Origin of the sequence: Paraburkholderia heleia NBRC 101817, from assembly GCF_000739775.1 — a bacterium.
GTDB classification, from domain to species: domain Bacteria; phylum Pseudomonadota; class Gammaproteobacteria; order Burkholderiales; family Burkholderiaceae; genus Paraburkholderia; species Paraburkholderia heleia.
Window position 1 is genome coordinate 183677 of the sequence record NZ_BBJH01000008.1, and the last position, 25949, is coordinate 209625.

Genomic DNA, 25949 nt, shown 5'->3' on the forward strand with positions numbered 1-25949 from the left:
ACAGCGATGAAAAGATAAAAGTGAAACTGGCGGCAGCCGGGGGCGGCTGTCCGACCGGACTGGAAACCGGTCAAACCTTTCTCTGGTGATTAGTTCCGCGCGAGGCCCAGTTCACCCATGAGCGGGCCAAGGCGTCCGGCTTCCTCGTCGAGAAACTGCCTCGTCTGCGCGCTGTTGCGATACGCAGCCGTCCATTCGTTGCGTTTGACCGCCTCGGCCCATTCGGGTGACGACGTCGCCTTCTGCAACACGTTGTCCCACCACGCGATCTCGTCGGCACTCATGCCCTTCGGTCCGACCAGCACACGCCAGGTGGTGAAGTCCACGTCCAGTCCCTGCTCCTTCCAGGTCGGCACGTCGGCGAGCGCGCCGCCATCGCGCTCGCCACCGGCGACCGCGATCATGCGCGTGCGGCCGGACTGGCTCGGTCCGATCACCGTGCCAGCCGGCGTCGCCGTCACGGTCACGTGGCCGCCCATCAGCGAGGTCACCGCTTCGCCGCCCGAATCGAAGAACACGATCTTCAACTTCTTCGGATCCTGGCCGGCCGCCTTGACCACGAGCGCTGCGGCGTCGTGGCTCTGCCCGCCGGGCGAACTCGATACACCGATCGTCACGTTTTGAGGGTTTTGTTTGAGCATCGCGATCAGGTCCTTGCCAGTCTTGATCGGCGACGACGCGGGCACCGAGAACACCACCTGTTCGGTCACGAACATGCCGAGCGGCGTCACGTCGCCGACGCCGACTTTCGACAGGCCGGTGATCTGGTTGGTGATGAGTGGCAACGCCTGAACGCTGACGTAGTGGCCGTCGCCGTGGTGATTGTTGATATATGCGAGACCGACCGTGCCGCCGCCACCCGGGCGGTTCAGTACCGTCACCGGCTTGTTCGACAGCTTTTCCTGCACGATGGCGTTCTGCAGCGTGCGTGCCACGAGGTCGAGGCCGCCGCCCGCCGCGCTCGGCACCACGATCTCGATCGGCCGGTGCGGCTCCCAGGCGTCGGCCGCGAGGGCCGGAAACGCTTGCGCACTGAGCAACGCTGTGCACATCGCGAGTGCGGCGCGAGATGCAGTCAACCTCTTTGTCATCGATCGTCTCCAGTTTTGTAATGTATTGCGTATCGCGAGGGGGAATGCGAGAGGTATTGCGAGGGCTCCCTAGAAACTAAATGCGTCGAAGGTGCTGACGGCAAACAACTGCTCGACCGGTACCGCTCCGTCGATCAGGCCATCATCGGTCGCGTAGCGCTGCAGCGTATCGATGTCATGGCGGTTGCCAGCCATGCCGTAGCGCCAGTAATCGTCGCCCATCACGCCCTTCACGCGCTCCACCTCGGACGCGATCCAGGGATGCATCACACGCAGCGTGTCTGTAATGACGATTTCCTGCATCGCGATCTCGTGCGCCTTGCGAAACGCCTGATAAACGTTCACGGGCAGCCATGGGTGCTGCTCGACCAGCGCGCGGCGAATGCCGACCATGTGCATCGGCGGGAAAAGACCTGTCTTGCGGACCCACGCTTCCTCCGCCGAGCGGAAGTCGGGAAAGAGCCGTTGCACGTTCGCATTGCGGCCGAAGCAGGACGGCGGGCGCGGTGCGATCACGGCGTCGATGTCGCCCGCGTCGAGCAGTGCCGCCAGTGTCTCGTCAGGGCCTACCGGCTCGATGTTCAACTCGGGTGGGAGGTTGACCGGCATGCGCGCCTGGCGCCCGGCCTGCTCGAGGCCGCCCACTACCCACGTCACATCACGCCGGTCGAAGCCGTATTCGTCGGCAAGCATGCCCCGAACCCAGATGCCTGCGGTCTGCTGGAAATCGGGCACGCCGATACGACGTCCCTTGAGCGCTTCGGGTGCATCGATGTCGCGATCACTGCGCACGTAGATTGCCGAATGGCGGAACGAGCGTGACAGGAACACCGGAATGCCGATATAGCGGCTTTGGCCCCGCGCCGTCGTGAGAATGTGCGTGCCGAGCGACAGCTCCGATATGTCGAATTCCTCATGACGAAACGCGCGCTGAAACAGCGCTTCCGCCGGGCCCTCGATGAAGTTGATCCGGCAGCCCTCGATCCGTACGCGGCCGTCGAGCAACGCCCGGCTGCGATCCGTGTTTTGGCATGCTAAAGATAGCTCAAGCATAAGAATTGAGAAGTAGCGATCCTGGTGCGTTGACATGCCCGACAGACAGCCAGGCCGGACATGCATGGTGATTCTCTTTTGTACTACCAAATAATGAACCCGGTTCGTGCGCGGACCTTCCAACCCGGTTCAGCGTGCGCTTCGCACCGCGAAGAACAGGTCAATGCCAGGCGGCTTCGCTGACAGATTGGTTGCCGCCCTCGCCGTTCTTCGTCATGCCGTCGAGCGAAACGAGCATGCGCTCTTTGCCCCGCGAAACGTGGCCAAAGCTCATGCGGTAGCTCAGTTCGATATCCTTTGCTTTCAGCGCGGCCACGATCTCGCGGTGCTCCGCGTTCGACTCCAGCAAGGCGCCGCGCTGCACCAGCCCGTGAACGCGGAACAGGTGAAACTCCTTGACAAAACCACGATACAGCCTGATCAAGCGCGAGTTGCCGGTCGAGCGCACGATGTAGTCATGGAATTCGAGGTTGAGTGGATCGAAGCGTGCGAAGTCGCCCTTCTCGGCCGCGTCCTGCATGTCATCGACATAACGTTCCAGTTGGCCGGCCATCTCTTGAGTGAGCATCGGCGCAAGCAGCGACGCCGATAGCGCGGTGAGGCCGGAGCGCAGGTCGTAGACCTCGATGGCGTCGTCGCGCGTCACGCGCTTGATGAATACGCCGCGATTCGGAATGAGATAGACAAGACCGAGTTCGGCAAGTGCACGGCAAGCTTCGCGCACGGGCCCGCGACTCACCGCGAGCTTGTCCGCGACAGCCTTTTCGTTCAGACGTTGGCCTGGCGCGAGTTCGCCACTCAGGATCATCCGTTCGATTTCGCGCTGCACGACGCCTGTGAGCGTATGGGCGCGGAACTCGGCAACGGTGACGGTGACGGAGGAAGCGTTCAGTTCAGTGTTCATGTGCAAATTCTAATTGCCGAATGAAAACTGTCAACACTTTTCATTTAACCGTAGGGTCTTCCCCAGGCGATGCGGCGTGCCGACGACGTGTCTCGTCCCCACATTCCGCAGTAGCGAGCCGGGATGGACGACTCACTTGTCAAAAAGCCCTGCCCGATCGCCCGCTACGTCACGCTGCAGCCTCGTCAAACTTAAAAAAAGAAAAATGTTGACAGTTGGCGTATCGCATTTTACATTGCCGCATCAAGACCAGGTGCGGTCGTTTGCGTTCAGCTGCGCCCTGCCACGCGAGTTCGTGCAGCACGCGCCTCGCAATTTAATATGTAGTACGAATTTGATGATCTGGAGCACCTGATTTGAAGTGACAATCACCCGAATCACCGATGCCGAAACGGCGTCGCTCTGATTCGATTAAATAATGATTGGAGACAACATGCGACCTTTCCTGCGGATGGGATTTTTTGCCGTTGTAGCGGCTTGTACCTTTACCGGAATCGCGAAGGCGGAGGGACAATCGCATTACAAACTTGTGAAGACAATCGACCTGCCCGGCAAAGGCGGTCACGGCGATTGGGTCGTATATGATCCCGCCGTCAATGAGGTTTGGCTGGCGCAAGCGCCTAACCACTCAGTGGTGGTCATTGACGCAGACGATCTCAAAGTCAAAGCCGCGATCGGCGGCATAGAAGACGGTAACGGCATTGCATTGAACGACCGCTACGCGTTTGTCGCCGACGCAACGGCGAACAAGCTGGTGGTGATCGACAAGCGTTCCTACAAACAAGTGGCAAGCGTCGACACAGGCGGGAAAGGCTCCGACGGAGTGAGCATCGACACTCGTGCGGGCCGCGTCTACGTGGGCAACGACGACAGCGATACCGAGTCCGTATTCATGGATCGGCCGCCCTTCAAGAAAGTCGGCGACATCGCGCTGACCCCCAATCCGGCGAAACACGGACCCGACGTCAATCTGTATGTGCCGAGTCTCGCGCGCGTCTATCAACCCGTCGACAACGTCGTCGATGTGATCGATCCGAAGACACAAAAAGTAGAAGCCGTCTGGGACTTCAACCTCAAGAAAGATGCAAAGCCCATGGTTTACGACAGCCAGGGCAAACATCTGATCATCGGAAGCCGCGACAACAAGGTCCTTGTTGCCGATCCCGATGGAAAACTCGTTTCAAGCATCCCGTTCGATGGCGGCAATATCGACCAGATTGCGATAGACGTACGTGCACGGCGCATTTTTCTCGGAGACAAATCCGGCCAGCTCGAAGTGATCGATCTCGACACGAACCAGGTCGTTGATCACCTTCCGGCGGAAAAGGACACACATACCTTGACGGTCGATCCCCGTACGCACCGGATCTTCGTGTATCTGGACTCGAGCAACAAGGTCGCCGTATTCGAACCGGCATAATTTTTTGAAACGAATAATTAGTAGTCGAAAATATAGACAGGAGACAAAATGAACCATCAGAAAATCTGGGCCGGCGTAGCGGCTATTGTACCGACGCTAACATTTGTGCCGGGCGCCCACGCACAAAGTACCGTCACACTGTACGGCGAACTCGACGAAGCGCTAACCTACTACAACAAGGTCGGAAATCATTCTCTGGTTGAGTTGCAAGGCGCCAATCTGACTGCCAACAAGTGGGGAATGGTGGGCAAGGAGGATCTCGGCGGCGGTTTGAAGGCGATTTTCAAACTGGAAAGCGGCTTCAACATCAATACGGGGAAATCGAGCCAGGGTGGGCGGTTATTCGGAAAGCAAGCGTGGGTTGGGTTGGCGAGCGACAGCCTCGGGACCGTGACGATGGGCCGACAACTGGATACGACCGTCGATCTTGTGCAGCCGCTGACGGCCGACAACTACGGCCCCGCATTTACTACGCCGGGCGACGCCGACAACAACGACAATACCTTTCGTCTTCAGAACGCGATCAAATATGCCAGCCCGACCTACCGCGGCCTCCAGTTCGAGTTGATGTATGGCTTAGGTGGCGTAGCCGGCGATTTCACGTCGCAAGGCTCATCGTCCGCGGCCGTGGCCTATACCAATGGTGGTTTTGGGGTGGCAGCGGGTTATGTCTATGCACGTAATGACGGACCCGGCGGCGCCGGCACCGCTGACCAGACCCAGAACAGCTCGGTAACGCCGCTTTTCGGCGACACGCCGTTCGTCGGTTCGCGGATGATCGTCCACGTCGCCACGCAGTACGAATTTGGCAAATTTACCGCCAACGTTCGTTACAGCAATGCCCAGTGGAAACCGTACGCGACCTACGCGGCATTCAATCGAACGCAGACGTTCAATACGGCAGCGACGTCGCTGGCCTACCAGATGACCCCGGCATTCACGATGATTGCCGGGTATACCTACACAAAATCGAGTGGCGCCTCCTCGGCGACCTATAACAATGTTGCGTTGAGTGCCGAATATTCCTTGTCCAAACGCACCATGCTTTACGCGATCGGCGCGTACTCGCATGCAAGCGGCACCACGTTCAGTGAAGACGGCAATAGCCTTGTCGCCGCGGGTGGCACGGTTGGCGACCTCGCTTCGAGTTCGAGTACGCCGAACCAGATCGTCCTCATGTTAGGGTACACAACGAAGTTTTGAAGTGGTGCGAGGCGCATGTGCGGACCTGCCCTGTCCAACGCGGGAGTCAACTCGGGCTACATACGCCAAAAAAGTAAAGTGTTGACATTTTCCATTCGCGCTCATAAACTCCGCCTATGGATATGGAAAACCCTTCGAGTACTGTCTCTCTCGCCGACTTTCGGGCGCACACGCTAACGGGTGTTGTGCAGCACGAGATCGAGAGGATGATTTTGAGCGGCGAGCTGAAGCCGGGCCAGCGGCTCAACGAAAAGGCCGTCGCCGACAAGCTTGGTGTAAGTCGAGGTCCCGTGCGTGAGGCGTGTCGCGCCCTGGCCGAACTCGGGCTCGTCTATCTGATTCCGCAGCGCGGCGTCTTTATCCAGCGTGTGACGCGCGACGATGCAGCTGAGGTTTATGACCTGCGTGCCGGACTCACCGCGCTGGCCGCCTCCCTTCTCGCTCCTGCTTTGACTGCGTCGATGGAAAAGCAACTCGACGGCTATGTCGACGAGATGCAGGAGGCCGCTGAAAAAGGCGACTTCTCACGGTTCGATCATGTGAACCAGGAGTTTCACGATTTCATCGTTCGCTCGACCGGCAATTCCCGTCTTCTCAAGGTTTATCGTGCGTTTGTGAAGGAGTTCCATCTCTTCCGCGTGCATGGACTCGTTCAGAGCGGCGCATTGCTGGAGTCCAACGAAGAGCATCGGCAAATCGTGAACGCCCTGAAGGCGCGCAACGTCGACCTGAGCTATGAGACGAGCTTCCGCCATGTGTCGAAGGGCAAGGAGCGGATGCTGCAGGCACTGGATCGTATGGCCAATACCGACGCCGACGTGGATGAGCATCAGGTCGGGGCCGACGTGGACTAGACGTGGCACCTGATCAACGCGACCCGCACGCCGAGGTGCGCCGCGGAACTCAAGCTGTTGCACCACCCTTACCTTGACCGCTTAGCCAGCGTCATCGGCCCCTGCATTCATGCCCAGCGGCTTTTCGCGCCTGCAAAGATCGAGAAGCTGCGCTGACCCCGCCCGATTTGGACCTGCAGCGCCAATCCTGTATCCTTCCGTCATTTACGCGCGCGCCCAACCCGTGCGTACTCCTTGACTCCAGGTCCTCTTCTGCTGAACCCATGCCAGGAATTCGCAACTCAGGCGACCAGCCGCTGTATGAAATCGTCCGCGCAGGGATTCTCGAGCAGCTACGCACCGGCAAATGGGCGGCCGGCGAGAAAATCCCCACTGAGCCGCAACTGGCCGAAGCGTTCGGCGTCGGCATCGGCACCATCAGGCGGGCGGTAGAGGAGCTCGTGGCGGAGCGCCTGCTGATTCGTCGTGCGGGGCGCGGCACGATCGTCGCGAAGTTCGCCGACGAGCACGCGTTCGATCAGTATTTCAACTTCGTCGATCGCGATGGCAACGCCGTGCACGTTACCGCCCGGATGCTGCGCTTCGGCAAGGAACGCGCAACACCCGCGCTCGCGTCGGTCCTGAATCTTGAGCGCGGCGCGCGCCTCGCGAGCATACAGAATCTGCGCCTGCGCAGCGGCGCGCCTTTGATGCTCGATCATCTGTGGATACCGTTCGACCTCTTTCCGGGTCTCAGCGCAGAGACTTTCGCCGCACGTCGTGGATCGATCTACGGCTTCTATCAGGAAAGTTTCGGGATTTCGGTCGTGCGCGTGGTCGAAGACCTGGGCGGCGCGGTCGCCGACGAGGCGCTCGCGCTCGCGCTCGACGTGCCGGTCGGCACACCCGTGCTGCGCATCGAGCGCACCGCCTACACGTTCAAGGACAAGCCGGTCGAGTACCGCGTGCGCTTCGTCGAATCGAGCCAGTGCGTCTATCGCAACATCCGCGGATTGCAGGACTAGGCGGCGTTTCAAACGCCTCGCGTGCCTGTCGCCCGGATACGGCACACGTCACGACGCGTCCATCTGCGGGGCAAGTGTATCTGGTACGTGCTGCGCATTCGACGCCTCCAGCTCGCCAAGGTACGGGCGGTCAGGACGAATCCAGTTGGCGGCGATCGGCCCGAGCATGAGGAAGAACATCGAAAGCGCGAACACCGGTTGCCACGAATGCGTCGCGTCGACGAGCCAGCCGACGAGCGGCGGCGACGCCGACGCCGCAATACCGAGCCCCGTATTCATGATGCTGCTGGACGTGGCCGCGTGATTCGGCGCAAGGTCCATCGCCACAGCCCACAGTGGCGCCGTCACGAGTTCGGAGAGAAATAGCGCGGCGGCAAGAGAAAACGCGGCTGCCGTCAGCGATGGATGCAGGAACATCGGCACGAAGAACACAATCGGTGCGAGAAAGCCGATCGTAATCACGGTCTGGCGCGAACCGCGGATATTGCCGGTGCGTTTGAGCAGTAAATCGCTCAGCGTGCCGCCGAGCGTAGTGCCAACGACTCCGCTCAGAAAAATGCCGGAACTGAAGATTGCGGAATGGCGGATGTTCAGATGATAGGACTGCTCAAAAAACGAGGGCATCCAGTTCAGAAAGAACCAGAGAATCCAGCCGTGGCAAAAGCTCACGACCGTCGCGGGCCAAAGCGCGCGCAATAGCGGCTTCCAGCGCATCGGTACGCGCGCTTTGCCGACATTCGCGGGTAGCCCTGCGATTTCCTCGGCTGTAATGGCAGGATGGTCAGCGGGATTATCGCGGTAATACCAGATCCAGAGCACGACCCATGCGAGGCTCGCCACGCCGAGAATCATGAATGCCGCATGCCATGAAAACGCCCCAATGAGGACTGCGACGAGAATGGGCGTCGAGGCATTGCCAAGACGCGCGCATGCGTGCGTGATTCCTTGCGCAAACCCGCGTTGATCAGGTTTCATCCATGCTGTGAGCGCGCGAGCCGAGGCTGGGACGATCGGGCTTTCGCCGATACCAACGACGAAGCGTGCCAGCAGCAGCGTGAAGAAGCCGCCGGCGAAACCCGAGAGCAATGTGCCGACGCCCCAGAGCACGCCGCAGATCGCGAGCATTTTGCGCGAACCAAGGCGGTCGCCAATGAAGCCGCCCGGGATCATCGCGACCGCGTAAGTCAGCGCGAACGCGGAAAATACGAACCCGAGCTGGACGTTGCTCAGTTGCAGATCGCGCCGGATCACCAGCGCTGCCGTGGAAATATTGGTGCGGTCCACGTACATCAGGAACGACATGATGCACAGCACAAACAATACGCCGTTCGTAGCGCTCAACCGTCTCGCGGAACGAGTGAATGCCATCGCCTGTCTCCTGTTGACAGGACGAGGCGCTCGAGCGCCTCGTCCCATCTATCCAAGGCTCGCGCGCACCCTTTCTTGAGGGCGCGTCGTGGTGGCTACGTGCTGACTATAACGTCATTGTGAAGCGAGCCAGCATGCCGGAAAACCGCTGTTATTCGAGCACTTCGCCGTGCACGCCGGCCGCGAGCGTGTCCTTCTCCCAGCGCTTCATCGGCACGACTTCGGCGACGGGACCATTCGGGGAGCGAAACTTTACCGGCAGATGCCCTGGCTCGGTAAGAATCTGGCCGCCGTTCGCCTTGATCTGCTCTATGAAGGCGTCGAGGTCCTCGACTTCCATGCCGATGTGATGAATACACGGCGCCGGGCCCGCGAAATCCGCTTCGTCCGAATTCGATGACTCGTAGTGGATCAGGGTCAGGTCCATGTAGCCGTCGCTCAGGTGATGGGAGATGTGGTCGCCGTTCACGCCCTTGCGGCGCACCGTGTTGACGTGCTTATAGCCAAATACGTTCTCGTAGAACGCACGCTCCTTTTCGACGTCCTCGACCTTGAAGGCAATGTGCTTGATGAAATTCGGCATCGATATCTCCTGTGGGTGGCGCGCAGAGCATGTCTCGCGATGGAAGCAGTCTAGAACTACCCCTCCAACCATGTCAATCGAATCATTCGAATGATTCGAATTTATTGAGAGGCGTTACCCGGCCGTGGAACCGGTGAACCATACTGAACGAAACGCCCGTTTGTTTGGCGTGCGTTGGTCACGTAGCCGTCCGCGATACTGGAACTTTTGCGTACAAGCGCTCAAAACACCTTTCTCCACCAACATTTGAAATGCCGGTTTTTCAGTTCTTTACCCGGCCTCCCGGCGTTAAGCTTGTCAGTGCCCAAATAGAATCCAGGTCCTCTGAGTTCGCAAAGTCCGATGCCAGATTCAGTCCGGGGAGAATGCCCTGCAACGATGAATGGCGACATCGAGCCGGGCAGAGCCGTCGCAAGCAGCGCCGCCAAAGCGTGCACTGCAGCCGCAAGTGCGACGGAGGTCCAGCGAGCGTGATGCCGGGATTGCACGACAGCTACTGACTGCACGGTCTGACGCGCGCACAAAGTTAACTTGTAGATTACGCTACATATGAGTAGCATAATCTACATGAGCACGCTGCTGAGCTGGTCACTTCTTGTTTTGACGCTTCCCACCGAGAACGCGACCGCGCGCATGCGCTTCTGGCGCGCACTCAAGGCGCGGGGTTGCGCCGTGTTGCGCGACGGCATTTATCTGCTGCCGTACACCGAGGAGCGTGAGAGCGCGTTGCGCGAGCTTTCGGCCGCGATTGGCGAAAGCGGGGGCGCCGCGCACCTGCTGCGTGCGCCCAGTCTGGACGCGTCGCAGGAGGCCGAATTCTGCGCGCTGTTTGATCGCGCCGACGAATACGACAGCTTCATCCGCACGCTCGCCGATACCCGCAAAACGGTTTCCGGTCAGTCCGCCGCCGAACTCACAAAGGTATTGAGGCGCCTGCGCAAGGATTACGTGACCATCGTCGGCGTCGACTTCTTTCCGGGCGAGGCGGCCACGCGTGCGGAGGCGGCCTGGCAAGATTTTGCGGCACACGTGGACACGGTGCTCTCGCCCGGCGAGCCGCACGTGGCAGACCGCGCAATCCGATCGCTGTCCGTCGATGACTATCAGGGGCGGATTTGGGCGACCCGCAGGCGCCTGTGGGTTGACCGTGTGGCAAGTGCGTGGCTGATCCGCCGGTTCATCGATCGCGACGCGAGCTTTATATGGTTGACGTCGCCCGGCGCCTGCCCGGACAACGCGCTCGGCTTCGATTTCGACGGTGCCGCCTTTACTCATGTCGGCGAGCGCGTCACGTTCGAGGTGCTGCTGGCAAGCTTCGGTCTGGACAGCGATCCGGCGCTCCTGCGGCTCGGCGTAATGGTTCATGCGCTCGACGTGGGCGGCGCGAGCGTGCCGGAAGCTATCGGGTTCGAAGCGATCATGGCAGGCACCCGCGAACGTGCGGCCGACGACGACCAATTGCTCGACGGCATGAGCCCGGTGCTCGATGCGATGTACGCGCACTTCTCAGCCAGCGAAAGAAGCGGCGCTGCGGGGATGCGCCCTTGAGCACGACAACCGCGCACGTGCTTCAGGAACCTGCCGGAGCCCGTGACCGTCGTCGCAGCGGCCCTGATCGGCGCCGTTCTCTATCCGCAGTTCCATCCGCACGTGCGGTAATGCGAGGCGTGCGGAAAAATTGCGGGAAATGCCTGTGAAATCGGCGATGCCGTCGCGCGCTGCGGTGTGACGCTCGACCGCGCGAAGCGAAGTAACGTCGAGGCGTGAATCAGGGTAATGCGATGACTCCTGCGAGGACGCCACTTTCGATCCCGCTCCCGCCTGCGGGCGTGGAGCGGAGTGCGTGGCTGCTGCTTGCGGCACGGAGCCTGCGCGGGATTTGCGACGGATTCGTCGCCGTGTTGCTGCCAGCGTATCTGCTGTCGCTCGGTTTCGGGAAGCTCACGGTCGGCCTGATCGGCACCACCACCCTGCTCGGCTCGGCCATAGCGACGATTGTCGTCGGCCTGCTGGGTAGCCGTTATCCGCTGCGTGCGCTGCTGCTCTTCGCTGCCGCCCTGATGGCGGCAACCGGCCTTGCGTTTGGATTCCTGTCGTCACTCTGGCCGCTGCTCGTAGTGGCTTTTGTCGGCACGCTCAATCCAGGCTCGGGTGACGTCAGCCTGTTTCTGCCGCTCGAGCATGCACGCCTCGCCGAATCTGCAAAGGGCGACGCGCGAACTGCGCTCTTCGCCCGCTACAGCCTCGTGGGCGCGCTGTCGGCCGCACTGGGCGCGCTGCTTGCCGGGCTTCCCGACTGGATCGCGGCGCACTCCAGCGTTTCCGCGGTCCTCGCCATGCGCGGGATGTTTATCGTCTACGCGATAACGGGCTTCGCCGTCTTCCTGCTGTATCTGCGGCTACCGAAGCGTGAACCGCACACCATGGCTGCACGCGCACCGCTCGGTCCTTCGCGGGCGATCGTCACGCGCCTCGCGCTGCTGTTCAGCGTTGATGCGTTTGCGGGTGGGTTGCTCGTGAACTCGCTTCTGACGCTGTGGCTTATGCAGCGCTTTGGCCTTTCTCTTACCGCCGCAGGACAGTTCTTTTTCTGGTCGGGGTTGCTCAGTGCAGGTTCGCAACTGGTCGCTGCACCGATGGCGCGCAGGATCGGCCTGCTCAACACCATGGTGTTCACCCACATCCCATCGAGCGTGTGCCTGATCGCTGCAGCTTTTACGCCTTCACTGCCGGTCACCCTGCTGTTTCTGCTCGTGCGCAGCGCGCTGTCGCAACTCGATGTGCCGACCCGTAGTGCTTACGTGATGGCTGTCGTGACACCGCCCGAACGACCGGCCGCTGCGAGCTTTACCGCGGTGCCGCGCAGCCTCGCCGCGGCGATCGCGCCAACGATCGCAGGGGGGCTGCTTGGAGCCGGATGGCTCAGCGCCCCACTGATTGCATGCGGTACGCTCAAGATCGCCTACGATCTCGCGGTGCTCGCCGCCTTCCGTCATATCAGACTGGACGGAGGATCATCGTGAAAAGTACGCGTGCGGGCCATCGCTTCGTTGCGCGATGCATCGGCATGCTTCTAGCGGTCGCGGTGGCTGCCGGTTGTAGCGCACATGGAGCGGATGATGCAATATCCGGCAACCTGCCACTGAAACACGTGGAGGATGTACCGCTGCCAGGGCGCGCGTCACGATTCGACTATGAAAGCTACGACCCTGGCAGGCATCTGCTGTTCATTGCGCATCTGGGCGACAGCGAAGTCGTCGTCGTTGACACACTCGCATCGCGCGTCGTCGCCCGCATACCTGGGGTCTCCGCTGTGCACGGGGTGCTTGCCGTGCCCGAACTGTCCCGTGTGTATGCCTCCGCGACCGGCACGAACGAGGTTATCGCGATCGACGAGCACACGTTAAGGATCACTGCCCGGGCGCCCGGCGGCGTCTATCCGGACGGCATGGCGTATGCGCCCGACGCGCACAGGCTCTTCGTGTCAGATGAGACCGGAGAAACGGAGACGGTCATCGATGTCCCGAGCAATCGCCGTATTGCGACGATTCCGCTCGATGGCGAAGCTGGCAATTCGCAATACGACCCGGCTTCGCGGCACATCTTCGTCAACGTGCAGACACGACACCAACTGGTCGAAATAGACCCAGCCAGCAACACGATCGTTTCCCGCACCGATCTGCCGGGCGCGAAAGGCAATCACGGACTGCTGATCGTCCCGGAATCGCGCCTCGCGTTGATTGCCTGTGAGGACAACGACCGCCTGCTGGTGCTCGACATGCATTCGATGAAGGTTGTCTCGGCGTTCGACACCGGCGGCGATCCGGATGTGCTCGCGTATGACCCCGCGTTGCGCACGGCATACGTCGCCGGTGAGACGGGCGTCGTATCGATGTTCAGCGTGGACGCGTCCCGCGTGTCGAAGACCGGTGAAGGCACGGTCGGACCGAACGCACATGTCGTAGCTGTCGACGAGCAGACGCATCGATCCTGGTTCCCGCTGAGGGACGTCGACGGGCGTCCTGTGTTGCGCATCATGGCGCCCCGATGAGAGCAGGCGCGCAAATTTAGCGTGGCAGGAGCGCTATGTAATGCCATCCTCTTCGTTGTCGCGTAAGGGCGACGCACACGTGACATCAGCCTGGTAGAACGCCGCGAAACGGTCGAGTTGCCGCCGGGCTTCTTCGTGACCAATGCCTTCCTTCAGCACCGCGCTCGAAAAGCCCATGCGTTCCATCTGCAGCAACTGGTCGATCAGCACCTCGCCCGTTGCCCGCAGGTCTGCCTTGAAGCCGAGCCGGCGACGCACGAGATAAGCCTGGCTATACGCGCGGCCATCGGTGAACGACGGGAAGTGCAGCTCGACTCGCGCGGCGCCCGCGATTTCGGCAGCATAGGTGAGCGGGTCCGCGTCGTTGGGCAACGCAAGGACTGGCGTGGCTGCATCGGCGGCATGGTCGGGTGCGCTAAGCACGCGAATGCGGGCAACGGTCTTCATGCGGGATCCTCCGCTGTTGCGCGAACGGCGTCCGCGGCCGCCTTGAACGGTTCGTGCCCGACCCGGCGCACGGTTTCGATGAACGTCTCGCGACGCTCGCCCCCGTGCACGCGCAGCGCCAGATAGCAGCCGAGCACCGCTTCGACTGCGTCGGTCACCTCGTGCGCGGCAAACGACGGGCCAATGACCTTGCCGGGCCGCGCATCGCCGCTACGCGCAGAGCCGTCCGCGCCGCCGAGCGTAATCTGGTACCACTCTGCGCCGTCCTTATCGACGCCGAGTATGCCGATATGCCCGCTGTGATGATGGCCGCACGAATTGATGCAGCCGCTGATATGCAGATCGATCTCGCCGATATCGTTTAGCTCGTCGAGGTCCTGGTAGCGCTCCATGATGCTCTGTGCGATCGGCAGCGAGCGGGCGTTGGCGAGCGCGCAGAAGTCGCCGCCAGGGCACGAGATCATGTCGGTGAGCAGATGCACGTTGGCGCTGGCGAGCTGAGTGTCGACGGCCGCGCGCCAGAGCGGCAGCAAGTCGTCGACATGCACCCATGGCAGGACGATGTTCTGTGTGTGCGTGACACGCGCTTCGCCTGCCGAGAAGCGGTCCACGAGATCCGCCACGCGTTCGAGCTGCTCTGCCGAGGCATCGCCTGGCGCCTGCAGGACGCGTTTGAACGAGAGCGTGACGATGCGCAGCGACGGGTCCTTGTGCGGCGCGACGTTGCGCTCGAGCCAGCGCCGGAACTGCGGCGTTTGCCGGGCTGCGTCCTCGCGTGCAGCGGTAGCGGCGGTGTCGGCGGGGCGGCAGGCGGCCACCTGCTCAGGCACGACGAAATACGCGCGCATGCGCTCCAGTTCGGTCTGAGGGATCGTATGTGGACCGCCGTCGAACTCGACGATTTGCCGGAACTCCTCCTCGACTTCGTCGACGAAGCGCTGGCCCTCGCCTTTCGCGAGAATCTTGATGCGCGCCTTGTATTTGTTGTCGCGCCGGCCGAACTGGTTATACACGCGAACGACCGCCTCGATGTAATTCATGATGTGCCGCCACGGCAGGAATTCGCGCAACACGATGCCAATGACCGGCGTGCGCCCCATGCCCCCGCCCACCGTGACGCGAAAGCCCAGCTCGCCGTTTTCATTGTGAAGGAGGCGCAGCCCGACGTCGTGCCAGCCGGTCGCCGCGCGATCTTCCATGGCGCCCGTCACCGCGATCTTGAACTTGCGCGGCAGAAACGCGAACTCGGGATGCAGTGTCGTCCATTGCCGCATGATTTCGGCAAAGGGCCGTGGGTCGGCGATTTCGTCGGGCGCCACGCCTGCGCGCTCGTCGCATGAAATATTGCGGATGCAGTTGCCGCTCGTCTGGATGCCGTGCATGTCGACCGTGGCGAGCAGGTCCATCACATCGGCCGCTTTCGACAGCGGAATCCAGTTGAACTGGACGTTGGTGCGCGTCGTGAAGTGCGCGTGGTGCGTCGGCAGGCGAACGGTGCCGAGCTTGCGCTGGGCCTCCAGTGCACGGCGGTAGACCTCTGCGTCAGGCTCGTCGTACTCGCGTGCAATGCGCGCCAGGACGCGAATCTGCGCGCTTGAAAGTTCACCGTATGGAACGGCGACACGCAGCATCGGCGCATGCCGCTGGACATACCAGCCATTCTGCAGACGAAGCGGGAGGAATTCCGCGTCGCTAAGCTTGCCAGTTTGCCAGCGCTCGATCTGGTCCCGAAACTGGGCAGCGCGGCTCGCCACAAAGGCCTTGTCGAATTCGTTATAACGATACATGGTGACTGCGGAAATGCCGAACTTCCGGCGAATACGGAGCGTCGACCTTATCGCGCCGCTGCCTCCGGTTAAAGCAGCAGACGACGACTAAACGAGCGCAGCAGTTGCTGCGCTCGCGGACGGTTCAGGTTTTACGCGAGCCCCGGGATGAGTAAGAGGCTCGACAAGCGTGTGCATCGCCTGAAGTTCGGCCATGGTCCGTCAATCTGCTGCCGCCCGGACCGGCATTGTCGAGCACCCTGCCGGACGCCGGGGCGGCTTCTGTCCCGGACAGATTTGCACCTGTGCCGTTGACGAGATCGGCGGGGGTCGACGCCACGTAACGTAAAGAGCAATTCGGGCCGCGCGCCGGTGCCGCATCGCGTTCACGCCGATGCCCGGTGCGCGATGGCGTGTTTCCTGCCGACGACGCGCAACTGCGCAACCTGTTGCTGCACGTCGAGGGTCTGAGTCGGCTCGTCGACGATCTGCGCGTGGTCACGCTCCAGGACAGCGGCCGGCTCAACATGCTGCTCGCACCGACCGACGTGTCCGTCGAAGTCCGGCGCGCGGTCGAGTCGATGCGCAACGTGCTGGAGAGCACCGGGCTCGCGGTGGAGTTGACTCTCGCGCCGGTGGTCCTGCGCTGCGATGCGGCACGCGTTCGCCAGGCGGTACTCGCGGTGCTCGACAACGCGCGCCGCCACGCGCGGACGCCACGGCCTTGTGCTTCCCGGCGCCGCAGTGGCCCGCGAAAATCCCACGCCGAGCAGGATCAATTGAGCTATAATATCGGCTCAATTGATCAACGGCGGGTACGTACCATGCAACTCGTTTCCCCCGAGAAAATCGCCGCAGTCATGGGTCTCAGCCCGGTTCCGCATTCGATTGCCGAACTCGAGGCTCAGGTTGCTGAAGGCCTGCCCAAATCTGCCTTACGGCACGGCGTCGAGCAGATCGCCCTGACCGCGGAGTCAAGGCGTGCGCTCCAGGCGCGCATCGTCCCCGAGGCAACCTACAAACGTCGGCGCGACAGGCTCACACCTGACGAATCGGAAAAAACAGAGCGACTCGCGCGGGTCTACGCGAGCGCGGCGTACGTCTGGGACGACCCGGCGGATGCGCGAACCTTCCTTGCGACGCCCCATCCCCTGCTGGAGGGGCGCGCGCCGCTCGAGGTCGCGCTGACCGAGCTGGGCGCGCGCCGTGTTGAAGAGCTGCTCTGGAAGCTCTTCTACGGACTGCCAGCCTGATGAGGATTTTCCGCATCGCCGACAGACGCCATCCGGTCTGGAGCGGTACCGGCGCCATGCTGGTCGGCGGCCGGTTCAACAGCCCAGGCCGTCCAGTCATCTATGGCGCGCTCACCTTCGCGGGCGCCATGCTGGAGGTGCTGGTTCACGCAAGAATCGGCAAGGTGCCAAAGACGCACGTCTGGGTCGAGGCACAGGTTCCCGATGGTGTGCGGATCGAAAGGCAGACAACGGCCACGCTCCCGGGAGGATGGGACGGACCGTCCCCCGAGATCGCACGTGGGTTCGGCAACCTCTGGCTGGAGGAATGCCGCTCTGCGATCCTGATCGTGCCTTCGGTCGTTGCGCGCGCCGAAACCAATGCCCTGGTGAATCCCGCACATCCGGACGCTGCGAAGATCGTCATATCCGAAAGCCAGCCCGTCGTATGGGATGAACGCCTGTTCCTTCTGCCCGCGGAGGGCGGCTCCGCGAACGCAGAACGTCATTGAACGCTTCCTGCTCCCAAGGCTCAGACAGTTGCCGCCGGCGGCTGTCCGCTTTCCCGATCGGGCGCGACTGCGCGCGATGAGAAGCTGCCGTTCGTTAGCCGGGTCGTTCGTAGACCCAGACTGACCTCAACACCGCCACTTCGACGTCCGAATGGAATGGCTTGAGCGTGCCGATCGCGCCGCACGGGGACATGGTCGATGCGCCTGCTCGGCGCACACGACAAAGCACCAGGGCGATCTCATCCGCGCAGCACCGCACCGGGGAACTTGAACAACGCATCATGTCGTGCAGCAACCCCGTAGGGACAATGCCACTTCATTCAGGATTCCAACCATATCTTGCGCAATCTGGCCAAGCGGCGTGTCTGGCCCGAATATCTTGAGCACGCCGCAGGTGAACAGCGATTCGTGATGGGCTTTTGGCACGATGCCGCCGAGCACCACCGGCGCGCCGCAGCCGCGCTCGCGCAACGCGTCGAGTAGCGCGGGCACCAGCGTCGCGTGCGCGCCCGCGAGCGTCGAAACCCCGACGATATCGGGCTCGCGCGAGTCGGCCCAGCCAGCCGCCTCGTGCGGCGTTGCGAACAGCGGTCCCAGGCTGACTTCGAAACCTGCGTCGCCAAGCGCAGCCGCTACAACACGTGCGCCGCGATCGTGGCCGTCCTGACCTAGCTTCACGAGCGCCATCCGCGGCTTGCGTCCATTTGCTGCGCACCAGCGCGAAACAGCGTGCTGCGCCGCCCTCCACGCGGCGTCGCCCTCGCACGCGCCCGACCAGGCGGACGCCTCGCATGTGAGCGCGGCGTGCCAGCGCGGCCACACACGCTCGAGCGCCGCAGTGCACTCTCCCACTGTGGCGCGCGCGCGAATCGCATCAATCGTCGCGGCGAGCAAATTGCCCTCACCCGTGCGAGCGCATTGTGCAAGCGCATCGAGCGCGGTATCCACGCGTGGCGCATCGCGAATTGATTTCATCTGCCGCAAGCGCTCGACCTGCATCGTGCGCACCACGCGTCCGTCGACTTCGAGCCGCTCACTCCCGGTGGCATGTGCCTCGCGGCAATGATTCACGCCCACTACCACGCGCTCACCCGAGTCTATCTGCGCCTGAGTGCGAGCCGCGCCGCGATGCAACCCCGCCTGTACCCAGCCCGATTCGATGGCGGCGATCACGCCGCCTCGATGATCGATTTCGGCGAGCAGCGCTTTCACGTCTTCCACCATACGCGCCGTGAGTGCTTCGATCAGATACGAGCCGCCCCACGGGTCCACCACGTCGCACAGCCCCATCTCGTGCTGCAGGATCAGTTGCGTGTCGCGCGCGAGCGTAGCGGCCGCGTCGCCGGGCAGCGACAGCGCTTCGTCCCACGCGTTCGTGTGCAGCGACTGCGTGCCGCCGAACACGGCTGCCATGGCCTCCACTGTCGTGCGCACGACGTTGTTTTGCGCACGCTGTGCATGCAAACTCGATCCCGCCGTCTGGCAATGCATTCGCAGCTGCATCGCGCGCGCCGAGCGCACGCCGAGTGCCTGCGCGAACTCGGCCCACATCACCCGTGCGGCGCGCAGCTTGGCGATCTCGCCGTAAAAGTCGCGCCCCACGGCGAAAAAGAAGCTCAACTGGGCACATACGCGATCTGCATCGGCCCCTTGTTCGACTAGCCGCCGGACGTATTCGCGCGCGTTGGCGAGCGTGAGCGCAAGTTCGAGTGCGCCATCCGCACCGGCTTCGTGCAGGTGATAACCGGAAACCGACATCGCATTGAAATGAGGCAAATGGGCGAGCAGGTAGTGCACCACGTCAGTCGCGATCCGTAACGAAGGTTCAGGCGCGAAGATATACGCGTTGCGCGCCATGAACTCCTTGAGGATGTCGTTCTGGATCGTGCCGCGCAGTTGCGCCACGTCGAAGCCCGACTCCTCGGCCGCAACGATGAACGCGGCGAGCACGGGCAACACCGCACCGCTCATCGTCATCGATACGGAGACGGCGTCGAGCGCCACACCATCGAAGAGCCGCTTCATGTCCTCGACGGAGTCGATCGCAACGCCCGCCATGCCCACATCGGCGGCCGCACGATTGTGGTCGGAATCGTAGCCGCGATGCGTGGGCAAATCGAACGCGACCGACAACCCCTTCGCACCGCGTTCGAGCGCACCCCGGTACGCGAGATTCGAGGTGGCGGCGTCGGCGTAGCCCGTATACTGGCGAATGGTCCATGGGCGCTGCGTGTACATCGTCGCGTGAATGCCGCGCTGGAACGGATATTCGCCTGGACGCGCATCGAGCCAGGGCACGTCGGCGAGGTCGGTCTTCGTATAGAGCGCCTTGCGCGGCGCCATGCCTCGTTCATTCATGCGACCACCGTTTATGTGTGATGACTTCGGCGATGCGCATCCCGTCCGCCGCGCGCGAAATGGTGCACCAGTGCGAGAGCCCGTCGTGGCCCGCGTGGCGCGCGCCGAACGACAGCGTGAGCCGGTCGCCGACATTCGCGTTGCCATAGAACACCATGTCGCGCTCGGCCAGCGTGGGCGGCGCGGAGTGCTGCGCGGACCGCCAATGCCACTCGGCGCGCTCGACCATCGACTGGAAGCTCGCGAAATACAGCAGGTGCGCGCCGTTGAAATCGAGCGAGGGACAAGGCAGATAGTCGACCACATGCTCGACCGCATGCGCCGCGCGATCGAGACGGCCATGCCGCGTCCAGTCGCCCACGCGCAGCCGCTTCGCTTGCGCGATCAGCGCCTGCGCGGCGGCGGGCGTCGCAGGCGCGGGGGAACCGGCGAACATCGCCTTGCACACCGAGCGGTTGTCGCCGGCCTGCTCGCGCCGTACGAACGTGGACATCATCTCGACGTTCGTCACCACGCTCTCGGTGGTAAAGACGCGAAACAGGCCGAAATGGCGCGCGCCCGCGATCCGCCTCACATCCGCTTCGATCGCGAAGCGCTGGTTCTCGCTCACGTCTTCGAGCCGCGCTTCGCGCACGCGAATCGCCGTGAAGGCCGCATACGATTTGCGGCCTTCGTCGTCGTAGAAGTCCGGCGTGTTCAGCTGTGCCTGTGCCGCAAGCGCATTCCAGTGCAGCTGGCCGCAGGTGCGCAGGAGCCACTGCTCGGACAGTCCAGCGAAAGCCAGCTCCGGCATGCCCGCGATGTAATGCGTGCGGGTTTGCGCGGGCGCACGCTCGCTGTCACGCCGCGCGCGCATCGAGCCTCGCAGGCGCTGAAATCTGGTCGGCCAGCCACGCGGCGTCACGCGCGATGCCCGAGAAACGCCCCGAGCCCCACGTGTGCAGCCACGGCAGGCCCAGAAAATAGAGCCCTTCCTGCGCCGTCACGCCGCGCGTGTGGCCCGGATAGCCGCGCCCGTTGAAGACAGGCAGATCGATCCAGCTGAAGTCGGGCTGAAAACCGATGCACCAGACGATGCTGCCGATGCCGCTCGCGGCGAGATCGAGCGACGTGCGCTCATCCGGCGGCGTCCAGACCGGACGATAGGGCTCGCCCGGCGGCGCCTCGATACCGTTGTGCGCGATGAAACGATCGATCGAAGCGTTGATGCGGTTATACGTTTCGTCGGCGCTATCGAGATTGGCGCGCAGATTCCCTTTGAAGCGCAGCGCGCCGTCGGCGAAATCCTCGAGCACGCCGTACAGTTCCATGCCTTCGCTCGCGAACTTGCGCAGATCGATGTCGCGCCCGCCGTCGCGGCCCGTGACGTAGTGATTCGTGTTGTCGCGCACGCCTTCGCGTAACGGATGTTCTTCGACCGGCATGTCGTAGTACTTCATATCGGCGAGCCAGTCGACCACGTCGCGGCCGCGATAGAAGCGCGCGCAGCGCGGTGCCTCACCGACGGCGAGCACGACCTTGCGCCCGGCAAGATGCAGGTCTTCGGCGATCTGCGCGCCCGACTGCCCCGAACCGACGACGAGCACCGCGCCCTCGGGCAACGCCGCCGGATTGCGATACGCCGACGATTGCATCTGCACGATCGACGCGGGGAGCCGCTCGGCCATGCGCGGCACGATCGGCGTGTGATAGCCGCCCGAGGCGATCACGACCTGATCGGCGCTCAATGCCCCGTGGCTGGTCTGCATGAGAAAGCCGCCGTTGGGCCGCTTCGACACGCGGGTAACGGCAACGCCTTCGCGCACAGGGGCATCGACATGGCGTATGAAGCCGTCGAGCCACGTAATGATTTCGTCCTTCTTCATGAAGCCGTGTGGTTCGTCGCCGCGATACGGGTAGCCCGGCAGCGCGCATTGCCAGTTCGGCGTGACAAGCGAGAACGCGTCCCAGCGCTGCTCGCGCCACGTATGCGTGACAGCGCGCTTTTCGAGCACGACGTGATCGATGCCGCGTTGCTTGAGGTAGTAGCTCATCGACAGGCCGGCCTGACCGCCGCCGACAACCGCCACGCTGAAATGCTCTTCGGGAACCGGCGGGTTGGCCGCGAGAGTCTGGGTGGACATGCAAACCTCCTTGATAGATTCAGTCTACGCTCACGACGGTCACCTGAGCCGCCGGTTGCGAACGGTAGGGTTGTGCGGCAAGCTCGATCGCTGTCCACTGGTCTCGTGCCGACGAACACGCGTAGCCGAACTTCTCGCGCACGCGCTCCGACGCCGCGCTCAGCGCGTCGTGCGCCTTGACGAGAAAGAGTTCGAGCGGGTACACGCCGGGCTGCAGATGCTCGCGCACGATGGTCGAAGGGGAATAACAACGTTCTTCGTGGCCGTCGGGCCAGCGCACCACGAAATGGGTAACAGGCATGATTCCTCTCCGCGAGGGAAGCTCAGATAGATGACTACACGGTCGATTGCTCGAACGCGCGCGTCGCGCGGCGGTCGGCAGGCACGATGAACGGCTGCGCATCGAGGCGCCAGACGCTGCGCGTTTCACCGCCAAGTTGCAGGTCGATGGAGGGCTCGCCGTGAATCTCGCCGATCTGCGCACATGCGATGTTCCGCGCCTGAAAACGCGCAATGACCGCATCGACGTGCTCGTCCCGCACGCTCAGCAAATAGCCATAGCTCGGGAAAATCTCCAGCCAGCGTGCGAGCGGCACGTCCGCAGGCTTGGGCAATCGATCGAGATCGATGCACACGCCCACGCGCGAGCACTCGGCCAGCATCATCGCGGTTCCCGCGATGCCCGCCATGCTGATGTCCTTCGCGGCCGCGCAGAGCCCGCTTTCGGCAAGTTCCGCGAGCACCGCCAGGTCGCCGCGCAGACGTTGTGCGGGCGCCTCGGTCGCGGCGTTCCAGTATGGATACGGCTCCACGAAGGCGCCGCGCAGGTCCACGGCCATGAGCAGCTTCTCGCCGGCCCGGGCTGCAAAACTCGAAAGCAAATACTTTGCTCTACCGAGTATTGCCACGGCGAGCTGCGTACGCTCGCTGCGCGCATTGCTATGGCCGCCGACGATCGGCACGCCCAGTTGCCGCGCCGCCGCCGCCATGCCTTCGAGCACCGGCGCGGCGGGTTCTACGCCATCGCTCCAGATCACATCGACGACGGCAATCGGACGGCCCCCCATCGCGCATACGTCGCTGACGTTCACGAGCACCGAGCAGTAGCCGGCGAACCACGGCATCGCTTCGATCAGGTCGCTCACCATGCCTTCGGCCGCGAAGAGCAGATACCCGTCGCCGTCGGGTATGGCGGCACAGTCGTCGCCCGCCGCCATCACCGCGGAGTCCGCGTTGTCGTTGCTACCCGCACCCAGCGCGGCCAGCATCGGCGCGATATCGGTCTTGTGCGCGACGCCGCGGCCCGCACGCAGCTTCGCTACGATTTCGTCGAGCGTCACGCTGCCCTCCGCTGATCGATGACGAAGCCGTCGAAAGGCGTGGCGCAGGCAGGATAGTGCGCAAGGTCGGCCTGCATGACGTGGTGCGCACGCCCGAAGAACATCGCCTCCTCGACCGTGTGCCAGTGCAGCCGGCGAAAGAGCGGCGCGTTCTGCGCCTGGACGTGCGCGAGAAACGTCTCGCAGCCGAAGGCGTGAGCACTGCTCACGGCAAGACGGATCAGGGTCGCGCCAATGCGGCCATGGCGCCGGTATGGTTCACTCACCGCGAGGCGCGAGCCGTACCATGTCGCTTCCGTCGCGTGGTCGCGATGAATACGCACGGTGCCGACCACTTGCGGCGACTCGCTGTGCGGATCGAGAACGGCAACGAGCAGTTGCGCGTGCGCGTCGATCTCGTCGCGATCGTCCTGTGCGAAGATGCCTTGCTCCTCGCAGAACACGGCGCGGCGAATGGCAAACGCGGCTTCTCGCTCCCACTCATAACGCGCCCAGCGCACCACCATGACCTCGTCCCCGGCGACCGGATGAATGACGTTCATGCGGCCACCTTTTCGAACGAAGAGAGCGAGGAACACGCGCCGCATTTTCCGCAGCCTGCCTTGATATCGGACGTGCGCAGGCCGGCCTCGCGCACCATCGCGCCAAGCGGCGCGAGTATCGAGCGCATGAATTCCGCCGTGGGTGGCGCATGATCTTCCAGCGGCGTGCCGGAGATGGGCACGAACGGCACGACGAACGGATACACACCGATACGCAGCAGTTGCTGCGCCATTTCGAGTACACGCTCGGGCGTGTCGCCGAGGCCTGCGAGGATATAGGTGCTCACCTGGCCGCGCCCGAACACCTCGACCGCCGCTTCGAACGCCGCCATGTAACGGCTCACGGGCACCGTCGCCTTGCCGGGCATGATGCGCGCGCGCTCGGCCTCCCCCAGCACTTCCAGATGCATGCCGAGCGAATCGATGCCCGCCTCGCGCATGCGCGCAAACCACGCATCGTCGTCAGGCGGCTCGCATTGTGCCTGCAGCGGCAAATCGACCGCGCGCCGGATCGCACGCGCGCTATCGCACAGGACGGCCGCGCCGCGATCGGGCGTGGACGGCGTGCCGGTCGTCAGCACCATGTGCTTCACGTTGTCGAGCAGCACGGCCGCGCGCGCCACTTCAGCAAGCTGTTCCGGCGTCTTGTGTGCGACCGTGCGCCCCGCCGCGAGCGACTGCCCGATTGCACAGAACTTGCACGCCTTCTTGCGGCTCTCGTAGCGAATACAGGTTTGCAGCACCGTGGTGGCAAGCACGTCGGTGCCATGCAGTGTGGCGATGTGCGAATACGGCACGCCGTCGAGCGTTTGCAGCTTGTAAAAGCGCGGCTGCCTTGCGAACGCGATCTGCGCGACGGGGATACTGCCGCGCTTGAGGACGCTCACGCCGTTGGCGTCGGGTGCATTCGCGACGAACGCGGACTGGTGCGCGCTGTGCGTATGCACGGGCACCATCAGCGTGACGCCGTCGATCACCACGGCCTTGTGATCGGACGGCCCCGCGCCGCCACGCCTCGACAGCCCCTCGTGATCGGGCGCGGCAAGGCGCAGGCCGCTCGACTGCAGCTCAGTCAAGAGTTGCAGGCTCGATTCCGGGAAATTGACGCTGGCATTCATCGTGGGAGCTCCATGAAGCGGTGACGGGCGTGTCGTCGAAGGAGAAAACAGGCGTGGCGGGTCGTTCGTTGATCGCGAGACTGAGCAGTTCGGGCCGCGCATAGTGGCCAACCGAATCCATCATCCGTTTGCGCTTGGTGATGAGCGCCATGTCGAGATCGGCGATCACCATGCCCTCGCCTTCGCGCAGCGGCGCGGCCAGATGCTGGCCTTCGGGCGAGACGATCGCCGCATTGCAGCCGCCGCGCAATGCCTTTTGCAGCTTTGGATCGCTGGTGACGGAGGCGATCTGCGCGTCGGTCAGCCATCCCGTTGCGTTGACAACAAAACAACCCGACTCGAGCGCGTGATGTCGGATCGTCACTTCGATCTGCTCGGCGAAGATCGGCCCGACGAGGGAACCCGGAAACTGACTGCAATGGATCTCCTCGTGCTGCGTCATCAGCGCGTAGCGCGCCAGCGGGTTGTAGTGCTCCCAGCAGGCGAGCGCGCCGACGCGGCCCACAGCAGTGTGCGCGACCTTCAGGCCGGCTGCGTCGCCCTGCCCCCAGATCATTCGCTCATGGAACGTGGGGGTGAGCTTGCGCCGCTTCACCTTGATCTGGCCGTCAGTATCGAAGATCAACTGGGTGTTGTAGAGGCTGCCGTGGTCGCGCTCGTTCACGCCGAGCACGATCACCATGCCGTGCTCGCGCGCGAGCGCGCCGATGGTTTCCGTCACCGGGCCGGGTATCGTCACCGCCTGCTCGTACAGCCGCAGATGCTCTGCGCCCGACTGCACCGGCGGCAGCACGAACGAAAAGTACGGGTAGTACGGCAGAAACGTTTCGGGAAACACGGCCAGTTGCACGCCCTCGCGAGCGGCGCTGACGATCGCGTCGCAAACGCGCGCGAGCGTGCCCGCGCACGATTCGAGATCCGGCGCGATCTGCACGGCGGCGGCGCGAACGATGCGCTTCGTGGATGGAGTCGACATGGCG

24 protein-coding genes are annotated in these 25949 nt (G+C 63.0%); 9 read left to right on the forward strand and 15 right to left on the reverse strand.

Annotation, left to right across the window (positions count from 1 at the left end):
- Nucleotides 1-89: 89 nt before the first annotated feature.
- The 3 genes from BHE01S_RS09625 to BHE01S_RS09635 form a co-directional block, all read right to left on the reverse strand.
- Complete coding sequence (locus BHE01S_RS09625) at nucleotides 90-1091, reverse strand: tripartite tricarboxylate transporter substrate binding protein (protein WP_042263141.1); 1002 nt, start codon at nucleotides 1089-1091, stop codon at nucleotides 90-92.
- Nucleotides 1092-1160: 69 nt separating this feature from the next.
- Entirely contained in the window at nucleotides 1161-2267 is a 1107-nt protein-coding gene (locus BHE01S_RS09630) for a substrate-binding domain-containing protein (protein WP_245639686.1), read from the reverse strand.
- A 37-nt stretch (nucleotides 2268-2304) separates the two neighbouring features.
- On the reverse strand, nucleotides 2305-3048 hold the full coding sequence (locus tag BHE01S_RS09635; protein WP_042263142.1) for an FCD domain-containing protein: 744 nt from the start codon (nucleotides 3046-3048) through the stop codon (nucleotides 2305-2307).
- A gap of 433 nt (nucleotides 3049-3481) precedes the next feature.
- Between BHE01S_RS09635 and BHE01S_RS09640 the strand changes: the two genes are divergently transcribed.
- The 4 genes from BHE01S_RS09640 to BHE01S_RS09655 all read left to right on the forward strand — a co-directional run bounded on the left by BHE01S_RS09640 (nucleotide 3482) and on the right by BHE01S_RS09655 (nucleotide 7529).
- Nucleotides 3482-4468, forward strand: coding sequence for a YncE family protein (locus BHE01S_RS09640; protein WP_157025255.1), 987 nt, complete (start codon nucleotides 3482-3484; stop codon nucleotides 4466-4468).
- A gap of 48 nt (nucleotides 4469-4516) precedes the next feature.
- The gene (locus tag BHE01S_RS09645) at nucleotides 4517-5671 is read left to right on the forward strand and encodes a porin (RefSeq protein WP_042263145.1); all 1155 of its coding nucleotides are present in this window, start codon (nucleotides 4517-4519) and stop codon (nucleotides 5669-5671) included.
- 122 nt (nucleotides 5672-5793) lie between these two features.
- Nucleotides 5794-6525 (forward strand): GntR family transcriptional regulator, encoded by a 732-nt coding sequence (locus BHE01S_RS09650; RefSeq protein WP_245639687.1) that lies wholly within the window; start codon nucleotides 5794-5796, stop codon nucleotides 6523-6525.
- A 263-nt stretch (nucleotides 6526-6788) separates the two neighbouring features.
- Nucleotides 6789-7529: a GntR family transcriptional regulator gene (locus BHE01S_RS09655; protein WP_042263148.1), complete on the forward strand. Its 741-nt coding sequence runs from the start codon at nucleotides 6789-6791 to the stop codon at nucleotides 7527-7529.
- 48 nt (nucleotides 7530-7577) lie between these two features.
- On the opposite strand, the gene BHE01S_RS09660 is transcribed toward BHE01S_RS09655, so the two are convergent.
- Together BHE01S_RS09660 and BHE01S_RS09665 are read right to left on the reverse strand one after the other, a co-directional pair.
- Nucleotides 7578-8897: an MFS transporter gene (locus BHE01S_RS09660; protein WP_042263150.1), complete on the reverse strand. Its 1320-nt coding sequence runs from the start codon at nucleotides 8895-8897 to the stop codon at nucleotides 7578-7580.
- Nucleotides 8898-9048: 151 nt separating this feature from the next.
- Nucleotides 9049-9480: a VOC family protein gene (locus tag BHE01S_RS09665; RefSeq protein ID WP_042263152.1), complete on the reverse strand. Its 432-nt coding sequence runs from the start codon at nucleotides 9478-9480 to the stop codon at nucleotides 9049-9051.
- Nucleotides 9481-10047: 567 nt separating this feature from the next.
- Between BHE01S_RS09665 and BHE01S_RS09670 the strand changes: the two genes are divergently transcribed.
- From BHE01S_RS09670 to BHE01S_RS09680, 3 genes are all read left to right on the forward strand, one after another.
- Nucleotides 10048-11028 carry a chromate resistance protein ChrB domain-containing protein gene (locus BHE01S_RS09670; protein WP_084068710.1) on the forward strand — a complete coding sequence of 327 codons (981 nt, stop codon included), beginning with the start codon at nucleotides 10048-10050 and terminating at the stop codon, nucleotides 11026-11028.
- A 233-nt stretch (nucleotides 11029-11261) separates the two neighbouring features.
- A complete protein-coding gene (locus tag BHE01S_RS09675; protein WP_042263156.1) occupies nucleotides 11262-12503 on the forward strand; it encodes an MFS transporter in 1242 nt (413 codons plus the stop codon).
- A 44-nt stretch (nucleotides 12504-12547) separates the two neighbouring features.
- Complete coding sequence (locus BHE01S_RS09680) at nucleotides 12548-13531, forward strand: YncE family protein (protein WP_042263314.1); 984 nt, start codon at nucleotides 12548-12550, stop codon at nucleotides 13529-13531.
- 33 nt (nucleotides 13532-13564) lie between these two features.
- On the opposite strand, the gene BHE01S_RS09685 is transcribed toward BHE01S_RS09680, so the two are convergent.
- Together BHE01S_RS09685 and BHE01S_RS09690 are read right to left on the reverse strand one after the other, a co-directional pair.
- Nucleotides 13565-13978 carry a DUF934 domain-containing protein gene (locus BHE01S_RS09685; RefSeq protein WP_042263157.1) on the reverse strand — a complete coding sequence of 138 codons (414 nt, stop codon included), beginning with the start codon at nucleotides 13976-13978 and terminating at the stop codon, nucleotides 13565-13567.
- Nucleotides 13975-15765: a nitrite/sulfite reductase gene (locus BHE01S_RS09690; RefSeq protein ID WP_042263159.1), complete on the reverse strand. Its 1791-nt coding sequence runs from the start codon at nucleotides 15763-15765 to the stop codon at nucleotides 13975-13977. The genes BHE01S_RS09685 and BHE01S_RS09690 overlap by 4 nt, the downstream gene beginning before the upstream one ends.
- A gap of 803 nt (nucleotides 15766-16568) precedes the next feature.
- Between BHE01S_RS09690 and BHE01S_RS09695 the strand changes: the two genes are divergently transcribed.
- Entirely contained in the window at nucleotides 16569-16997 is a 429-nt protein-coding gene (locus BHE01S_RS09695; protein ID WP_042263316.1) for an antitoxin Xre/MbcA/ParS toxin-binding domain-containing protein, read from the forward strand.
- Entirely contained in the window at nucleotides 16997-17488 is a 492-nt protein-coding gene (locus tag BHE01S_RS09700; RefSeq protein ID WP_042263160.1) for an RES family NAD+ phosphorylase, read from the forward strand. Before BHE01S_RS09695 ends, BHE01S_RS09700 begins: the two co-directional genes overlap by 1 nt.
- 279 nt (nucleotides 17489-17767) lie before the next feature.
- Here BHE01S_RS09700 and scpA read toward each other — a convergent pair whose 3' ends face one another.
- The 8 genes from scpA to BHE01S_RS09740 are packed head-to-tail and all read right to left on the reverse strand — an operon-like array spanning nucleotide 17768 to nucleotide 25945.
- Entirely contained in the window at nucleotides 17768-19846 is a 2079-nt protein-coding gene (scpA, locus tag BHE01S_RS09705; protein WP_042263161.1) for a methylmalonyl-CoA mutase, read from the reverse strand.
- Nucleotides 19839-20702, reverse strand: coding sequence for a Pnap_2097 family protein (locus BHE01S_RS09710; protein ID WP_042263164.1), 864 nt, complete (start codon nucleotides 20700-20702; stop codon nucleotides 19839-19841). The genes scpA and BHE01S_RS09710 overlap by 8 nt, the downstream gene beginning before the upstream one ends.
- Nucleotides 20686-21969: an MSMEG_0569 family flavin-dependent oxidoreductase gene (locus tag BHE01S_RS09715; protein ID WP_042263165.1), complete on the reverse strand. Its 1284-nt coding sequence runs from the start codon at nucleotides 21967-21969 to the stop codon at nucleotides 20686-20688. The genes BHE01S_RS09710 and BHE01S_RS09715 overlap by 17 nt, the downstream gene beginning before the upstream one ends.
- Before the next feature lie 19 nt (nucleotides 21970-21988).
- Nucleotides 21989-22270 carry an MSMEG_0570 family nitrogen starvation response protein gene (locus BHE01S_RS09720; RefSeq protein ID WP_042263167.1) on the reverse strand — a complete coding sequence of 94 codons (282 nt, stop codon included), beginning with the start codon at nucleotides 22268-22270 and terminating at the stop codon, nucleotides 21989-21991.
- A gap of 34 nt (nucleotides 22271-22304) precedes the next feature.
- Nucleotides 22305-23309: a sll0787 family AIR synthase-like protein gene (locus BHE01S_RS09725; RefSeq protein ID WP_042263169.1), complete on the reverse strand. Its 1005-nt coding sequence runs from the start codon at nucleotides 23307-23309 to the stop codon at nucleotides 22305-22307.
- Complete coding sequence (locus tag BHE01S_RS09730; RefSeq protein ID WP_042263171.1) at nucleotides 23306-23851, reverse strand: MSMEG_0567/Sll0786 family nitrogen starvation N-acetyltransferase; 546 nt, start codon at nucleotides 23849-23851, stop codon at nucleotides 23306-23308. The genes BHE01S_RS09725 and BHE01S_RS09730 overlap by 4 nt, the downstream gene beginning before the upstream one ends.
- Entirely contained in the window at nucleotides 23848-24969 is a 1122-nt protein-coding gene (locus BHE01S_RS09735) for an MSMEG_0568 family radical SAM protein (protein ID WP_084068711.1), read from the reverse strand. The genes BHE01S_RS09730 and BHE01S_RS09735 overlap by 4 nt, the downstream gene beginning before the upstream one ends.
- Nucleotides 24920-25945 (reverse strand): Nit6803 family nitrilase, encoded by a 1026-nt coding sequence (locus BHE01S_RS09740; RefSeq protein WP_042263176.1) that lies wholly within the window; start codon nucleotides 25943-25945, stop codon nucleotides 24920-24922. The genes BHE01S_RS09735 and BHE01S_RS09740 overlap by 50 nt, the downstream gene beginning before the upstream one ends.
- Nucleotides 25946-25949 lie beyond the last annotated feature (4 nt).

What these genes read in the sequence shown, in the direction of transcription:
- BHE01S_RS09625 (WP_042263141.1), bottom strand. Translation starts at nt 1,091, where the DNA reads ATGACAAAGAGGTTGACTGCATCTCGCGCCGCACTCGCGATGTGCACA.
- BHE01S_RS09635 (WP_042263142.1), bottom strand. Translation starts at nt 3,048, where the DNA reads ATGAACACTGAACTGAACGCTTCCTCCGTCACCGTCACCGTTGCCGAG.
- BHE01S_RS09640 (WP_157025255.1), top strand. Translation starts at nt 3,482, where the DNA reads ATGCGACCTTTCCTGCGGATGGGATTTTTTGCCGTTGTAGCGGCTTGT.
- BHE01S_RS09645 (WP_042263145.1), top strand. Translation starts at nt 4,517, where the DNA reads ATGAACCATCAGAAAATCTGGGCCGGCGTAGCGGCTATTGTACCGACG.
- BHE01S_RS09650 (WP_245639687.1), top strand. Translation starts at nt 5,794, where the DNA reads ATGGAAAACCCTTCGAGTACTGTCTCTCTCGCCGACTTTCGGGCGCAC.
- BHE01S_RS09655 (WP_042263148.1), top strand. Translation starts at nt 6,789, where the DNA reads ATGCCAGGAATTCGCAACTCAGGCGACCAGCCGCTGTATGAAATCGTC.
- BHE01S_RS09660 (WP_042263150.1), bottom strand. Translation starts at nt 8,897, where the DNA reads ATGGCATTCACTCGTTCCGCGAGACGGTTGAGCGCTACGAACGGCGTA.
- BHE01S_RS09665 (WP_042263152.1), bottom strand. Translation starts at nt 9,480, where the DNA reads ATGCCGAATTTCATCAAGCACATTGCCTTCAAGGTCGAGGACGTCGAA.
- BHE01S_RS09670 (WP_084068710.1), top strand. Translation starts at nt 10,048, where the DNA reads ATGAGCACGCTGCTGAGCTGGTCACTTCTTGTTTTGACGCTTCCCACC.
- BHE01S_RS09675 (WP_042263156.1), top strand. Translation starts at nt 11,262, where the DNA reads ATGACTCCTGCGAGGACGCCACTTTCGATCCCGCTCCCGCCTGCGGGC.
- BHE01S_RS09680 (WP_042263314.1), top strand. Translation starts at nt 12,548, where the DNA reads ATGCTTCTAGCGGTCGCGGTGGCTGCCGGTTGTAGCGCACATGGAGCG.
- BHE01S_RS09685 (WP_042263157.1), bottom strand. Translation starts at nt 13,978, where the DNA reads ATGAAGACCGTTGCCCGCATTCGCGTGCTTAGCGCACCCGACCATGCC.
- BHE01S_RS09690 (WP_042263159.1), bottom strand. Translation starts at nt 15,765, where the DNA reads ATGTATCGTTATAACGAATTCGACAAGGCCTTTGTGGCGAGCCGCGCT.
- BHE01S_RS09695 (WP_042263316.1), top strand. Translation starts at nt 16,569, where the DNA reads ATGCAACTCGTTTCCCCCGAGAAAATCGCCGCAGTCATGGGTCTCAGC.
- BHE01S_RS09700 (WP_042263160.1), top strand. Translation starts at nt 16,997, where the DNA reads ATGAGGATTTTCCGCATCGCCGACAGACGCCATCCGGTCTGGAGCGGT.
- scpA (WP_042263161.1), bottom strand. Translation starts at nt 19,846, where the DNA reads ATGAATGAACGAGGCATGGCGCCGCGCAAGGCGCTCTATACGAAGACC.
- BHE01S_RS09710 (WP_042263164.1), bottom strand. Translation starts at nt 20,702, where the DNA reads ATGCGCGCGCGGCGTGACAGCGAGCGTGCGCCCGCGCAAACCCGCACG.
- BHE01S_RS09715 (WP_042263165.1), bottom strand. Translation starts at nt 21,969, where the DNA reads ATGTCCACCCAGACTCTCGCGGCCAACCCGCCGGTTCCCGAAGAGCAT.
- BHE01S_RS09720 (WP_042263167.1), bottom strand. Translation starts at nt 22,270, where the DNA reads ATGCCTGTTACCCATTTCGTGGTGCGCTGGCCCGACGGCCACGAAGAA.
- BHE01S_RS09730 (WP_042263171.1), bottom strand. Translation starts at nt 23,851, where the DNA reads ATGAACGTCATTCATCCGGTCGCCGGGGACGAGGTCATGGTGGTGCGC.
- BHE01S_RS09735 (WP_084068711.1), bottom strand. Translation starts at nt 24,969, where the DNA reads ATGAATGCCAGCGTCAATTTCCCGGAATCGAGCCTGCAACTCTTGACT.
- BHE01S_RS09740 (WP_042263176.1), bottom strand. Translation starts at nt 25,945, where the DNA reads ATGTCGACTCCATCCACGAAGCGCATCGTTCGCGCCGCCGCCGTGCAG.